Annotated in this window: 17 protein-coding genes and 1 riboswitch; of the genes, 4 read left to right on the forward strand and 13 right to left on the reverse strand. The window is 43.6% G+C overall.

Going from position 1 to position 14,205, the window contains the following annotated elements:
- Positions 1 to 24: 24 nt before the first annotated feature.
- From B3S86_RS14515 to B3S86_RS14545, 7 genes are all read right to left on the reverse strand, one after another.
- Complete coding sequence (locus B3S86_RS14515) at positions 25 to 393, reverse strand: ArsR/SmtB family transcription factor (RefSeq protein WP_035412491.1); 369 nt, start codon at positions 391 to 393, stop codon at positions 25 to 27.
- A 58-nt stretch (positions 394 to 451) separates the two neighbouring features.
- Positions 452 to 793 (reverse strand): hypothetical protein, encoded by a 342-nt coding sequence (locus B3S86_RS14520; protein ID WP_290754046.1) that lies wholly within the window; start codon positions 791 to 793, stop codon positions 452 to 454.
- A gap of 113 nt (positions 794 to 906) precedes the next feature.
- The gene (gene thiE, locus B3S86_RS14525) at positions 907 to 1,545 is read right to left on the reverse strand and encodes a thiamine phosphate synthase (RefSeq protein WP_035412485.1); all 639 of its coding nucleotides are present in this window, start codon (positions 1,543 to 1,545) and stop codon (positions 907 to 909) included.
- Entirely contained in the window at positions 1,535 to 2,302 is a 768-nt protein-coding gene (gene thiM, locus B3S86_RS14530) for a hydroxyethylthiazole kinase (RefSeq protein WP_035412483.1), read from the reverse strand. The genes thiE and thiM overlap by 11 nt, the downstream gene beginning before the upstream one ends.
- A complete protein-coding gene (gene thiD / locus B3S86_RS14535) occupies positions 2,283 to 3,086 on the reverse strand; it encodes a bifunctional hydroxymethylpyrimidine kinase/phosphomethylpyrimidine kinase (protein WP_290754051.1) in 804 nt (267 codons plus the stop codon). Before thiD ends, thiM begins: the two co-directional genes overlap by 20 nt.
- A gap of 115 nt (positions 3,087 to 3,201) precedes the next feature.
- Positions 3,202 to 3,312, reverse strand: a riboswitch (TPP riboswitch).
- Between the two features lie 64 nt (positions 3,313 to 3,376).
- Positions 3,377 to 4,654: a murein hydrolase activator EnvC family protein gene (locus tag B3S86_RS14540; protein ID WP_290754054.1), complete on the reverse strand. Its 1,278-nt coding sequence runs from the start codon at positions 4,652 to 4,654 to the stop codon at positions 3,377 to 3,379.
- A gap of 202 nt (positions 4,655 to 4,856) precedes the next feature.
- On the reverse strand, positions 4,857 to 6,317 hold the full coding sequence (locus B3S86_RS14545) for a murein hydrolase activator EnvC family protein (RefSeq protein ID WP_290754057.1): 1,461 nt from the start codon (positions 6,315 to 6,317) through the stop codon (positions 4,857 to 4,859).
- Between the two features lie 264 nt (positions 6,318 to 6,581).
- On the opposite strand from B3S86_RS14545, the gene mce reads away from it, so the two are divergent.
- Positions 6,582 to 6,992, forward strand: coding sequence for a methylmalonyl-CoA epimerase (gene mce / locus B3S86_RS14550; protein WP_035412473.1), 411 nt, complete (start codon positions 6,582 to 6,584; stop codon positions 6,990 to 6,992).
- A 47-nt stretch (positions 6,993 to 7,039) separates the two neighbouring features.
- On the opposite strand, the gene B3S86_RS14555 is transcribed toward mce, so the two are convergent.
- The 5 genes from B3S86_RS14555 to B3S86_RS14575 all read right to left on the reverse strand — a co-directional run bounded on the left by B3S86_RS14555 (position 7,040) and on the right by B3S86_RS14575 (position 10,403).
- Entirely contained in the window at positions 7,040 to 7,552 is a 513-nt protein-coding gene (locus B3S86_RS14555; RefSeq protein ID WP_214856425.1) for a type 1 glutamine amidotransferase domain-containing protein, read from the reverse strand.
- 27 nt (positions 7,553 to 7,579) lie between these two features.
- Complete coding sequence (locus B3S86_RS14560) at positions 7,580 to 7,753, reverse strand: hypothetical protein (RefSeq protein ID WP_197026247.1); 174 nt, start codon at positions 7,751 to 7,753, stop codon at positions 7,580 to 7,582.
- A 26-nt stretch (positions 7,754 to 7,779) separates the two neighbouring features.
- Complete coding sequence (locus tag B3S86_RS14565; protein ID WP_035412467.1) at positions 7,780 to 8,214, reverse strand: organic hydroperoxide resistance protein; 435 nt, start codon at positions 8,212 to 8,214, stop codon at positions 7,780 to 7,782.
- A 176-nt stretch (positions 8,215 to 8,390) separates the two neighbouring features.
- Positions 8,391 to 9,728 carry a hemolysin family protein gene (locus B3S86_RS14570; protein WP_056063508.1) on the reverse strand — a complete coding sequence of 446 codons (1,338 nt, stop codon included), beginning with the start codon at positions 9,726 to 9,728 and terminating at the stop codon, positions 8,391 to 8,393.
- Between the two features lie 192 nt (positions 9,729 to 9,920).
- Positions 9,921 to 10,403 (reverse strand): DUF456 domain-containing protein, encoded by a 483-nt coding sequence (locus tag B3S86_RS14575; RefSeq protein ID WP_035412760.1) that lies wholly within the window; start codon positions 10,401 to 10,403, stop codon positions 9,921 to 9,923.
- A gap of 279 nt (positions 10,404 to 10,682) precedes the next feature.
- On the opposite strand from B3S86_RS14575, the gene B3S86_RS14580 reads away from it, so the two are divergent.
- Both B3S86_RS14580 and B3S86_RS14585 read left to right on the forward strand, forming a co-directional pair.
- Entirely contained in the window at positions 10,683 to 12,167 is a 1,485-nt protein-coding gene (locus B3S86_RS14580; RefSeq protein ID WP_081780441.1) for an aldehyde dehydrogenase family protein, read from the forward strand.
- A 60-nt stretch (positions 12,168 to 12,227) separates the two neighbouring features.
- Entirely contained in the window at positions 12,228 to 12,617 is a 390-nt protein-coding gene (locus B3S86_RS14585) for a tautomerase family protein (RefSeq protein ID WP_056063504.1), read from the forward strand.
- Between the two features lie 107 nt (positions 12,618 to 12,724).
- Here the strand turns inward: B3S86_RS14585 and yidD are convergent, their stop codons facing one another.
- On the reverse strand, positions 12,725 to 13,009 hold the full coding sequence (gene yidD / locus B3S86_RS14590; protein ID WP_035412458.1) for a membrane protein insertion efficiency factor YidD: 285 nt from the start codon (positions 13,007 to 13,009) through the stop codon (positions 12,725 to 12,727).
- A 104-nt stretch (positions 13,010 to 13,113) separates the two neighbouring features.
- Between yidD and B3S86_RS14595 the strand changes: the two genes are divergently transcribed.
- On the forward strand, positions 13,114 to 14,079 hold the full coding sequence (locus tag B3S86_RS14595; protein ID WP_290754077.1) for a quinone oxidoreductase family protein: 966 nt from the start codon (positions 13,114 to 13,116) through the stop codon (positions 14,077 to 14,079).
- Positions 14,080 to 14,205: the final 126 nt, after the last annotated feature.

A 14,205-nucleotide genomic window follows, 5' to 3' on the forward strand; every position in this document is an offset into this window, starting at 1 on the left:
TGCGCTTTTCGTTTACTCTAAAAATTATTCAGATACTGCTTTTCCCTCTTGTACATGCTCCATCGCCATATGAACAAGCGACGACACATGATGGTCATCTAAAGAATAATACACGACTTTTCCATCTTTACGAAACTTGACGAGCCCTTGTTTCAACAGGGAGCGAAGATGATGAGATGCTGTCGCAATCGAGCAGTCGACAGAAGCAGAGACGTCACAAACGCACAATTCCTCTTCGATCGTCAACGCATAAACGATTCGTAGTCGTGTCGCATCTGAAAGGATCTTAAATAATTTTCCGATTTCAAGCGTCGGAATCGTATCAACGACTTGTCCAATCTCAGACGCACGCTGTTCATCAATAGCAATCGTTTCACAACGGGGAATGTCCATGTCCGTCACCTCGTTTCTATTTCTATATTGCACCATGAGAAACAGGACATTTGCAAGTTCAGCGCATCCGCCTACGAATGAGCCAAAATACAAACCATCCCCCTACGTAATCACCGATATCCCAAACGATTCGATTTTGATCGACCGCACGTACACCGATATCGATGATCTTCGTACTCTCCAATCGATTCCTATAACGCTTACGTAATCGAGAAGGAATCGGGAGACGAAGCAGTATTCGATAATAGATGTCTAAGTGGGTGTGTCCCCAAATTTCTGTAGCGATCGAACTTGTCTTGATATACAACGGACGTTTGTAGCGTCTTTCATACTTTTCCTTCAGCAAGAGAGCCATTTTATAAGATACACGATTAGGACGCGGAAATAAAATTTTCCCCAAATGGTAGATCCCCCGATTATCCACGCGAATGATTTGTGGTTCCAATCGATACCGGATCCAATAGCCCCGAAAACGGATCGTCTGCCATTTCAATACAATCACCTCTGAACGGATTATACCCTGTTCTGAAGAGATTGATGCCATTCCCATACAGCATCTGTCATATGTTGTGCAGCACGTCGTCGATCTTCTTTAGCAAAAATTTCCGAGATGACCGCATATCCTTCTAATGGGATAGGAAGAGAAGCGACATTCGTTGCCGTAATTCCACCAATGCCGATTAAAGGTAAGCGCACGGCTTCGCGAATCGCTTGAAGCATCGTGTGTGACATCGAGTCGGCGTCTGCTTTCGATGACGTCGCAAATAGAGAACCTACACCTAAATAAGATGCTCCATCTCGTTCTGCTTCAATCGCTTGCGCGACGGTTGCTACCGATACGCCGATCACAGTGTTCGGTAAGAGACGTCGCGCTGCGGTTAGAGGAATATCTTCTTGTCCGATATGCAAACCAGCTCCGACAAGTAACGCAATATCAATTCGGTCATTGATAATCAAAGGAACATCATGACGATCCGTCAATCTCTTTAACCGGACTGCCTGTTCGAAGAATTCCTTTCCCTGCGCTGTTTTTTCCCGTAATTGTATAATCGTTGCACCACCTAAAATCGCTTCTTCAACGACCGTTTCGATTGCGACTCCCGGATGATATCGACGATCTGTCACCGCATAAATGGAATAATCAATTGACATGTTCTACCACCTCCATCAAATCTTGCTCCGTCATCAGACTGATTGCATTGAACAACTCTCGTTTGAAATTACCTAGACCTTTTTCTGATGCTGCCTGTTCTCCTGCTTTTCCCATGATAAATGTTCCGTGGACTGCTGCCTCAAACGCAGAATATCCTGCACCAAGAAAACTCGCAATCAAAGAAGCTGTCATACACCCCGTACCTGTGACGTCTCCGAGACGCGGCGTACCTACTTGTAGTTCCACTTCGCGCATGCCATCCGTGATGTAGTCGATTGGACCTGTGACGACAATGACGGACTTTTGTTTACGAGCGAATGCACGAATGATTTCTCGATCCATGATCTCATCACTAGCAGCATCGACTCCTTTTGTTCGTCCATTCTCCCCAAGCAATGTCTTGATTTCTGAAGCATTTCCTTTAACGACCGTACATCCGAGTCTACTCAATTCTTTTGAAAAGGACGTACGCAATGATGTAGCTCCCGCTCCAACTGGATCAAGGATGATCGGAACGTTCAAGCGTCTCGCTTCGCTTGCGGCGAGTCGTTGAGCTGCTTGCATGTCTGCATCAATTGTTCCAATGTTCAAGACAAGAGCTTGCGCAAGTCGAACCATCTCTTCCACTTCGCGAATATCCTCCGCCATGACTGGAGATGCGCCAACGGCGAGTGTGACATTGGCGCAATCATTGATCGTGACTGTGTTCGTCAAATGATGAATGAGTGGTTTGTGTTTAAGAATGGTCGTAAACATGTGTATCCCTCCAAAGTGAATGAAAATGATGTGTCGGTCCAATCCCTTGTCCGAGAGCAAATCCATGACGAATCGCCTCTGTAACATACTTCTTGGCCTGACGTACACTGTCCGGTAAAGCTTCTCCAAGTGCCATCCGTGCCGCAATCGCTGCAGATAAGGTACAGCCTGTTCCGTGAGTATGTTGATTATCTAACCGATCTGATGTGAAACGATATTCCTCTCGCCCGTCCCATAATAAATCCGTGGCAGCTCCCGGTAGATGTCCACCTTTTAGCAAGACGGCTCCAGTCTTCATAGCCAACTGATGCATCGCCAGTCGCATCTCCTCTAGATTAGTAACTGACTGCCCTGTTAAGCGCTCTGCTTCCGGTAAATTTGGTGTGACGAGTGTCGCAAGTGGCAGTAACTCCGCGATTAGTGCTTCCTCTGCCTCCGTCCGCAATAGGGCATGCCCGCCTTTTGCGACCATGACAGGGTCTAGTATGATCGGAACTGTCTGTTTGCGAAGATGTGTTGCAATGACGTGAATCGTTTGTGCATTCGAGACCATACCGATTTTGATAGCATCCACACGAATATCTGAAAAGATTGAAGCTAATTGGGCATCAACGATTTCCGATGATAACTCTTCTACTGCTTGAACGCCCAGTGTATTTTGAGCCGTTACCGCCGTCAAAACACTCATCCCATAAACGCCCAATGCCGAAAATGTCTTTAAATCTGCCTGAATTCCAGCTCCACCACCGGAGTCAGATCCCGCAATCGTCAATACATGTTTCATATTTTTCTCACCTTTCCATCGAGCAATGTAAGGGAGTTGTTACCGACAAAAAAAGCGTCGACCGCTGTAAAAAAGCAGTCGACGCTATACGAAATCGTTATCCAACCATTTCGGTATCCGTTCGGCTCAACTTTCCTACGCTGGTATTATCCAGTTCAGGTAATAGGGTCGAAAACAGATTGGTTTTCCTCTCAGCCGGATTCCTCCAGCTCCCCTAGTTGCTCAAGTATTCATTTCGCCTTAACTGTAGCATAGCGGCAAGAAAAAAACGAGCCGAAGCTCGTTTTGAATTATAGGTATGCTAATGGATTAACTGCATTCAGAGGAGAAGAGGCACTGTACTGATAGCCTCCGACATGTAGTTCGAAATGCAAGTGTGGTCCTGTTGAATTCCCAGTACTACCAAGTGTTCCAACTTGCTGACCTTGAGAAACTGTTTGTCCTGCATGAACAGATAATGAACTCATATGAGCGTAGACTGTCGTATAGACTTTCCCGTCAAGGAAGTGAGAAATCATGACGTGATTTCCATAAGGCCCACCACCTGAAGCTGTAATGACCGTTCCAGCTGCTGCTGCGACGATTGGTGAGCCGACCGAACCACTGAAATCGACACCATTATGGAACGTATAGCCGTTCGCACCGCTTGCTGGTCCAAACCCTTGTGATACGCCACCAGAAGATGGACGAACGAATTTCCCACCGCTCGAAACAACGGGTGGGGCAACTGAAGTAGGTGATTCTGAACTCTTACCTGCTTGTTTTGCTGCTTGAGCATTCGCTTTAGCGGCTTTTTCAGCTGCTGCTTTCTCGGCTGCTGCTCTTTCAGCCGCTACTTTAGCTGCTGCCTTCGCTGCCGCAATCGCACGTTCTTGAGCTTCAAGTGTGGCTTGTAGTTCTTTCGCGTCTAGAAGTTCTGTCGTAAACTTCGTCTTACCTTTTCGTAATTTTTTAAGCGTAGCACTGCGTTCTTTCATTTGAACTTTCAACGCTTTTTTTTGTTCGATTAATGTTTTCTTCTCTTCAACCTGCTCCGCCTTTTTTTCAACGAGCGCTTGTTTTGCTTCCGCTAGCTTTTGTTGGGTTGCGATGTAATCCGAAATCATTTTATCATCTTGCTCTGCGATTTTTTTCCCTGCCATGACACGACTAAATAAATCACCTAAATCCTTCGATCCAAAAATGACTTCTTCCCATTTGATTGAGTTTCCATCGTTTTCTTGGAAGACACGTAGACGATCACCGAGTAGTTCTTCTTGTTTTTTCAACATCTCTTCGTAGCGAACGATGTCTGCTTTTAATTCATCGATTCGCAAATTCAATTTCTCGATTTGTTTATTTTTTTCGGAAATCTGAAAAATCTTTTCGTTGATCGCTGCATCGATTCGATTGATTTGACGTTGTTCTTTCGAAATTTTCGACTCTTGTTTTTTAATTGCTTTTTCTAATTTACGTTGTTCTGCGGCATTTTCAGCCTTTTTTTCTTTGATCGTTGCTGCCGCAATTGGTTGTGTTCCTGTTATAAGTAATGCTCCTAAAACAATGGTAGAAATTAGTTTTTTTAGCATATATCGTTTTCCTCACTTATGTTTTTCATATTTTATTATAGTATTCAAGTTTCTCTCATATCTGAAATAGATTATAGCACCCTAATCGTTTCAAAAAAATTTCATTTACATTTCAAATGAAAACGTTTTTTTGTAATATAATCATTTATTTTTTGAAAATCGCAAAAAAAGAACCGCTGCATAAGCAACGATTCTTTACTGTTTAAAACATCGTCATTGGGTTCACTGAGCTAGCTGGACCAGTTGCACTATAGCTGTATCCACCGACGTGGATTTCAAAGTGTAAGTGTGGACCAGTTGAATTCCCAGTACTTCCACGTAAACCGATTTGTTCACCTTGACTGACGCGTTGACCTGCGTGAGCATTGAGTGCGCTCATATGAGCATACAATGTTGTGTACGTTTTACCGTTTAATTGGTGAGCAATCATGATGTGGTTTCCGTAAGGACCACCACCTGATGCTGTAATGACTGTTCCTGTTGCAGCTGCAACGATTGGAGTTCCAACCGGACCACCAAAGTCGATCCCGTTATGGAACGTATAACCGTTTTCTCCACCTGCTGAGCCATAGCCTTGCGTGACAGCCCCAACCGTTGGATGGATGAACAGACCACCGGATGATGGTGACGGTTTAGGTGTCGCAGGTGCTGACGGTGTTGGCGCAGCTGGTGCTGGCGCAGCTGGTGCTGGCGCAGGTGTAGATGCTTTTGGAGTCGATTGTTTCGTCGAACCAGAAGGTTTCGCTGCTTGCGACGCTTTCTCTTGTGCTGCCTGCTGAGCCGCTGCTTCTTTAGCTGCTTGTTGCTCAGCTTCTTTTTGAGCCGCTGCTTGAGCTGCTTCAGCTTCTGCTCGCGCTTTTGCTTCACGTGCTGCTTGAGCTTGACGCTCTTTTTCGATACGTGCTTCACGTTCACGTGCTGCCTTTTCAGCTGCAATCGCTTTTTCTTGAGCAATCAGAATTTGCTGGACTTCTTTTGCATCCATCAATTGTGTTTCAAATTTCTCTTTTTTCTTACGTAATTCTTTTAAGCGTTTGTTTCGCTCTTTTAATTGCGATTCAAGTTCTGCTTGTTGGCGTTTCAATTCTTGCTTTTCAACAACCAATTGTGCTTTCTTGTCTTTCACTTCTTGTTGTGCATCCGCTAATTGCTTTTGCGTATTTTGATAATCCGTGATCATTTTATCATCTTGCTTTGAAATCGATTTTCCGGCCATGACACGGCTAACGAGGTCACCGACGTTTTTTGCCCCAAAAATGACTTCTTCCCATTTAATCGAGTTCCCGTCATTTTCTTGCATGACACGAAGACGATCCCCAAGTAGTTTTTCTTGGCGTTTTAATTTCGCTTTATACTTTTCGATTTCTTTTCCAAGTTGAACGATTTCTCGTTCCGTCGCCTTAATTTGACGATCTTTCGTTTCGACAGCAAAGATCTTTTCATTCAAGGCTTCGTCTAATCGATTGACTTCTTGTTGCGTCTTAGAAATTTTTTGACCCTCCTGATTAACGGAAGACTCTAAGTTTTTTTGTTTTTTAGCATTGTCTTGTTGCTGTTGTTCGTTTTTAGCTTTCTGTTCACTTAAATCGTCAGCTGCTGCAAAATGGGGTGCTGATGAAAGAACTAGTGCGGAAACGATGAGCGACGCGAACGTTTTTTTCATGTAGTATTCCCTCTTTTTCTCTAGTAGTATGTCGATGAATTATATGGAATAACAGTTACGTTAAAATTAAATTCTATAATAGTTTTTCTTATTTATAGGAACGTTTTTGATTATAGCATTCATTCCTCTTCCATAATATTTCAGTGATATTTCATTTTAAATAAATTGTTCCTCTTCTATGTAATAGAAAATGATGGAAAACAGCTTCCCATTGCAACTTTAATTCATTTTTGGGAAACTGAAGCGAATGGAGGGAAACATCAGATGAAACTAGATCATACCGGCATCGCCGTTCGCGATATGCAAGAAGCAATCTCATTTTATACAAAAGTACTTGGTGGAACATTAACAAAAGAGTACTCAAACCCCGCACCTGGTGTCGCTTCCAACATCGCCGTCATCGAGTTCGATGATGCGCATATCGAGCTGTTGACACCAACTAGCCAGGATAGTCCAATCGCTCGTTTTTTAAAACAACGTGGAAAAGGAGTCCATCACATTGCCTACCGTGTTGATGATTTAGATCAAGCAATCGCCGAAGCAAAACAACAAGGCTTAACATTTTTAGAAGATACGTATCGAACGACGCCGTTTGGACGACGACTGATTTATATGAACCCTCGTCATTCACATGGGGTTATCACGGAACTCTGTGATTATCCAGAGAACTCATAAAAAAATCAGCACTGCGACAACGCAGTGCTGATTTTTGTTTTATACGATTAGCCGAGTTTTGCAACGATTTCTCGATTGAATGCAGGAATGTCATCCGGTTGTCGACTTGAGATAAAATTATCATCAACGACGACTTCTTCGTCCGCGAAATCTACTCCAGCATTTTCTAGGTCGATGCGAATTGATTTATAACCTGTCATTTTTCTTCCTTTAACGATTTTGGCGTTAATCATCAACTGAGGTCCATGACAGATCGAGAAGATCGGTTTTTTTGACATATCGAATTCTTCGACGAATGAGACGAAACGATCATCTTCGCGTAGTAAATCTGGTGAAAATCCACCTGGTATCAAAAGGGCATCATAGTCTGCCGCCGATGTCTCATCAATTGAGAGATCAACGGTTACTTTTGCATCTTCCTGTTTACCAACAAGCTCTGCACCTTTTTTGGCACCAATGACAGTAATGTCGTGCCCCGCTTCTTTTAACGCATCAACCGGTCCAGTGAATTCTACATCTTCAAAATGATCGGCGAGTACGACTGCTACTTTTTTAGACATGTGATTCATCTCCCAAGTTATTTGAATTTAAATCGGATCTTCTCCGCGATCTCGTGGAGAAACCGGATCATCTGGCATCTCGTTTTTCCCTTTTAGGATTTCCTTTTGCTGCTCCTCTGTCAGTTTCCGTTCTTTATCAGACAGACGATCCCGTTCATCTTCCAATTTTTCATTTGGACGATCGGTTTCTTTTGGTGCCATCGAAAACCCTCCTTAAGGATGTATTCTTATAACGAATCGACGACTTTAACAGAAAGGTCAACATCGATGTTGCCACGAGTCGCTTTTGAATACGGGCAGAAATTGTGTGTCTTCTCAAGTAGTTCTTCTGCTTCTTCTTGCGATACCCCAACGACTTCGACGACGAGTTTCGCCGCAATTTTCACACCGTTATCCGCTTCGTCCTGTAAGAGGCTGACTTCTGAATTCGTCCGCGTCTCGACTCGTTTTTTCGCTTGGCGCGCCATCAAATTGTAGGCACCATCAAAACAAGCGGCATATCCTGCTGCGAATAACTGTTCCGGGTTTGATGTCGGAATGTCTTCTTTGCCTTTTGTTCCAGGCATGACTAAATCAAGATTAATGACGTTATCATCTGAAGCGACTTTCCCGTCGCGACCACCGACTGCAGATGCGCGTGAAGTAAGAATGACGTTTGACATGATAGAAAACCCCTTTTCCTGTTGAATTAAAAAAAGACTTTTTTGCCACATAAACAGTAATACCCGTCACTGGCGGAGATAAACACAAGGAGTGTTCAATCCCTTTACCCTGCCATTCTTTCAATAACGAAAAAAGACGATGAACTTAATGTCCATCGTCTTTTGATTTTGCTATTTTATCCGATATCCTCTGTTGCAACTTCTTCTTGATCAGGCAATTGAAGATAAATCGACTTCACTTGGTGGTTATCGACTTCCATGACCTTGATCGTATACGCTTGATAGCGGAATTCTTGACCACTTGATACTTCTGTATCCTGTGCCATGACCCAACCACCAATCGTATCAATATCTTCTTCTTCAATACCTAGGTTAAAGCGTTCATTTAAGTCATCAATTAAGACACGACCTGAAATCCGGTATAATCGCTCATGAATCTGTTCGATATCCGCTTTCTCATCTTTATCGAATTCGTCTCGGATTTCTCCGACGATTTCCTCCAATATGTCTTCCATCGTGATGACACCAGCTGTCCCTCCGTATTCATCAATGACGAGTGCCATTGGCGTCCGTTCCACCTGCATCTTCAGCATTGCGTCTTGAAGCGGTGAATACTCGGATACGATCGGCAAGTTATGGATGTAATAACTTAATGCTTTCCCTTTGTTCGCCATATGGTCCGTAAATAATTGTTTTGCATTGATGAAGCCAAGGATTTTATCCTTATCTCCTTCTTCCGCTACCGGATAACGTGTGAACTGATACTCTTCAACGAGACGAATAATGTCCTCCATCGATGCATCGTTCGAAATCGTGATTAAATCTGTCCGCGGTAACATGATGTCTTTCGCGATCCGCTCATCGAACGAGAAGATATTTTGCATGTAGGAAAGTTCGGTCTGGTTGATTTCTCCACTCTTGTAACTCTGCGTCATGATGATTTTAATTTCTTCTTCCGAGTGAACTTCTTCGTGACCAGCAGGTTCAACACCAAACAAACGAAGAATGACCCGGGCTGAACCGTTCAATGTCCAAATGAAAGGTTTCATGACCTTACCGAACCAATAAAGCGGTGGTGCGAGTAACATCGTGATGGCTTCCGTCTTTTGAATAGCCAAGGACTTAGGAGCTAGTTCTCCAAGCACGACATGAAGAAACGTTACAATTGAGAATGCAAGGACGAACGAAATGATCGTCGAAACGGAGTTTGGGATGTCGATTTCTTCGAACAACATACTGAGAATCGCACCTACCGTCGATTCTCCTAACCACCCGAGACCAAGCGCTGTCACGGTAATTCCAAGTTGACAGGCTGATAAATAATAATCCAAATTCTCAAGCAGCCTTTTCGCTACTTTCGCAGTCTTGCTTCCTTCTGTAATCAACTGATCGATTCGAGACATTCGCATTTTGACGACCGAAAATTCGGCGGCAACAAAAAAAGCGGTTAAAATGATGAGTAGTGCAATGACGAGTAGTCGAATAATGATCGTCGTCGTGTCGAATGTCTCCATTGAGTGTGTACTGTCCAATCGTTTCCCCGAAGAAAGGGGATTCACCTCCATTAATATAAAGCCAGATGCAAAGGCATCTGGTCGTTTACAGCAAAAAGAAGCTTTATTCTTTCAAAGCTTCCTTACTTTTTCATATTCATACTATAACGGAACTTTTGCAAAATGTGTACTTGAAGACACGATTTCAATCGGTCAGACCACGTATAGGATGAAGATTACAATCATGAGCAACATCGCGATTCCCTTTAACAACGCACTTGATAAGATACCGAGAACCGTACCGATCCCTACTGAAACGGCTGTTTGCCATGTTTTTTTACTAATGATTTTTTCCGTCAAGATGGCAAAGACGAACGGGAAAATCAATAGTCCGATTCCTGGTAAAATAAACGGTCCAGCAATCAATCCCACTGTCGTCGCGATTTTAGCCGCTTGAGATCCTCCCCGTCGATCAACAGTGTAGGCGCTGACGAGATAATCCAGTGTGAACAAGAGAATGATGAAAATCGCTTGAATCACCCAAAAACTAATTGATAATTCAGAGAAACCGAATCCGAATCCATAAATCAAAAAGCCTACTACTAAAATCGGCGCACTTGGGATGATCGGATATACGAGTCCTGCAAAAGCGACGAGAAAACACACGACGATTAGACTCCATAATAAAATTGTCACTTCCATCCCTCCCTTCTTCTAAAGTTCTTGCTTTTATTACGAACGTGAAGAGGCAAAGGTTTCATCAAGCGCTTGTTTCAATCGTCCTTCTAAAAAAGAACGATCCCACTCATTTTTATAGCATTATATTGGTTAAATTCCTGGTTTAAAGTTCTTTAAAACCCGCTTGACTGACTGATTTTGAGCAATATGTTTGGTAGAAGTGTATGGATGTGTTTTACTTCTTTTCATAACGTGAATAACTTAATTGTTATAATAACGAATGGAGGATGAAATGAGATGGCTCAACAAAACGAAGCTACATTGCATACGGATTTTACGAAGATTTATATTGACGGTCAGTGGCGCACAGGCGCAAGTGACAGCAACATGACGAACACAAATCCATTCACTGGAGAAGAGCTCTTTACGATCTCTGCCGCGAACCAACAAGATTTAGATGATGCGTATGAAGCGGCTCAAGTTGCTCAAAAAGACTGGGCGAAAGTTCCTGCCTTAAAACGCCAAGGTCTCATCGAAAACTTCCTGAAGGTGTTGTACGAAGAAAAAGAGACTATCATCGATTGGCTAATCAAAGAGTCAGGAAGTACACGTATTAAAGCGGAAGGTGAATTCCTCGCCTCAGTCTTGATCGTAAAAGAAGCTGCTACCTTCCCATTACGGATGCACGGTGAAATTCGTCCATCGGTCGTACCAGGCAAAGAAAACCGAATCTATCGTAAAGCACTTGGCGTCATCGGTGTCATCAGTCCATGGAACTTCCCGTTCCACTTAGCTGTGCGGTCGATCGCTACTGCTATCGCTATTGGGAATGCAGTCGTCGTTAAACCGGCAACAGACACACCTGTCTCAGGCGGTTTAATTTTCGCTAGCCTGTTTGAAAAAGCTGGATTACCAAAAGGTGTTTTAAATGTTATCGTCGGTCGTGGTTCAGAAATCGGTGACGCCATCGTCGAACACCCTGTCCCACGCTTGATTTCCTTTACAGGATCAACTGAAGTCGGTCGCCACATCGGAGAACTTGCCGGTAAACACCTGAAGAAAACAGCGCTTGAACTTGGCGGAAACAACGTCTTCGTCGTACTTGATGATGCTGATCTCGATCGTGCGGTTGAATCTGCTGTCTACAGCAAGTTCTATCATCAAGGTCAAATCTGTATGTCGACGAACCGAATTCTTGTCGCTTCTTCGATTCATGATGAGTTCGTCGAAAAATACGTTGCTCGTGTGAAAGAATTACAGTATGGTGATCCATCACATGACCGGACACAAGTCGGACCACTCATCAATCAATCACAAGTCGAACGCATCCTTGAAGATCTTGAAAAAACAAAAGCTGCCGGTGCAACCGTTCGTGTAGGTGGAGAAGCAAAAGACAACGTCATTGCGCCAACTGTCGTCACAGGCGTCACGAACGATATGCCGCTTGCTAAAAATGAAATCTTTGGACCAGTTGCAGTCATCATCCCATTCGATACAGATGAAGAGGCACTTGAAATCGCAAACTCTCTTCCATACGGATTGAGTGGTGCAGTGCACGGTTCATCTATTGAACGTGCGACCGCTTTTGCACTGGAAGTCGAGACAGGTATGATTCACATCAACGACCAATCGGTCAACGATGAGCCACATATGCCATTTGGTGGTGAAAAAGATTCAGGACTTGGTCGCTTTAACGGTGAATGGGTACTTGAAGAATTCTCAACTGTACAATGGTTGTCCGTCATGCATGATCGCCGCCAATACAAACCATTCTTTGAATAAATAATCGAGAGCAGGGAACTCTTCCCTGCTCTACATACTTAAAAAGGGAGCTGAACGGTTATGCCATTATTACGATTCGACGTCATTGAAGGACGTTCTGAAGAAGAGTTGAACGTGTTACTCAACACTGCACATGACGCGATGGTCGAAGCATTCGACGTACCGGAACGTGATCGGTATCAAATCGTGCATACACACAAAGCCCACGAAATGGTCATTCAAGATACAGGTCTTGGTTTTAAGCGGAGTAAAGATATCGTCCTTATCAGTGTGACAAGTAAAACGCGGACGAAAGAGAAGAAGCAACGTCTCTATCAATTGCTCGCTGAACGATTAGAAGCAAATTGTGGACTTGCTCCGACTGATTTAATGGTTTCAATCGTCGAAAATGATGCGGCGGACTGGAGTTTCGGTCTCGGTGAAGCACAGTTTTTAACAGGTAAACTATGAGCGTTCAACAAATGAAACAATTAAAGGGGGGTGTTACCGATGATTTCCGGTAACACACCCCCCTTTTTCTTCATTCATTAAACTATTAACATAAACCCTAACATGACTTATTCCACAGTGACTTCGACCTTCTCACGGGGATTTTCTCGCTGTAACGGCGCTTTCCAACTAAACTGATCAGGTTCTGGAACGAAATCGAGACCTCCTGGATGAAACGGTTGGCAACGGAGCAAACGGCGTGTCGTCAAATAACTCCCTTTTACTGCACCATGACGTTCAATTGCCTCCATCCCGTAATGGGAACACGTCGGATAGAATCGACATGTGGCTGGTTTCATGGGAGAAATGACTTTTTGATAAAAGCGAATGCCTCCCATTAAGACACGTTTCATAACGTCCCTTCTTTCTTCTTTTTTTCTAGTGTAACGCATCTGTCCATCATTTTCAGATGTTCTGCTTTATACTATAAGCAGATTTAAAAGAAGGATGTGTTGAGATGAAGGCATTAACATTCCACGAATTCGGAGGTTCTGATGTATTACGCTTCGAAGACGTGCCAACGCCAACAATCAGCGAAAAGGAAGTTCTGATTGAAATGAAAGCGATCGGTCTGAATTTTGCAGATATTTATCGTCGAAAAGGAAACTATCATTTAGAAGGACAGCCTCCCTATATTTTAGGTTACGAAGGAGCAGGAGTCATCACCGCAATCGGTGCAGCCGTTTCAACGTTCCATGTAGGTCAACGGATTGCTTTTGCGGACGTTCCGCTTGCGAACGCTGAGTACGTGGCGGCACCCGTTGATAAATTGATTCCGCTTCCTGACGGTATCTCATACGAAACAGCAGCTTCTGTCTTATTACAAGGATTGACGGCACATTATTTGACTCGCGACAGTTATCACGTTCAACCAGGAGATACCGTCTTAGTTCACGCTGCTGCCGGTGGCGTGGGGCAATTACTGACACAACTCATTCGTTTACTTGGTGCAACTCCGATTGGCTTAACTTCTTCTCCCGATAAGGCACAGATCGCAAAAACTGCCGGTTGTGAGTCTGTCTATTTGTACTCAGAGAACTGGGTCGAGCAAGTGCTTACACAAACTTCTGGTAGAGGGGTCGATGTCGTTTATGAGTCTATCGGTTCTACGCTAATGGACAGTTTCCATGTAACGAAAGTACATGGGACCGTCGTCTTCTATGGTATGGCAGGCGGTGATCCCGCACCTGTCGATCCACGCTTTTTAATGGATACGTCCAAAACATTAACAGGTGGCGACCTTTGGAATGTGTTAACGTCTTCTGAGGAACGCATCCGCAGATCGGGTGAGCTGTTTGATTGGATTTTATCTAGTCACCTTAACCTGCCCTCTCCGACAATTTTTGCTTTATCTGATGGAAAAGCAGCGCATGACTTTTTAGAAAGCCGACGTAGTACAGGAAAGTTACTGTTAATTCCTTAATCATTTTCTAGAGACGACTCTCCGTGAGTCGTTTTTTTGTGTGAAATTGGAATTATCGATTGATTTTTTATAATGAAGAGAGTAAAGTAAATCTCATCAAAACCTAAAACTCAAATTAGTTTTGAG

The organism is Exiguobacterium sp. UBA3968 (assembly GCF_002385115.1).
Lineage (GTDB): Bacteria > Bacillota > Bacilli > Exiguobacteriales > Exiguobacteriaceae > Exiguobacterium_A.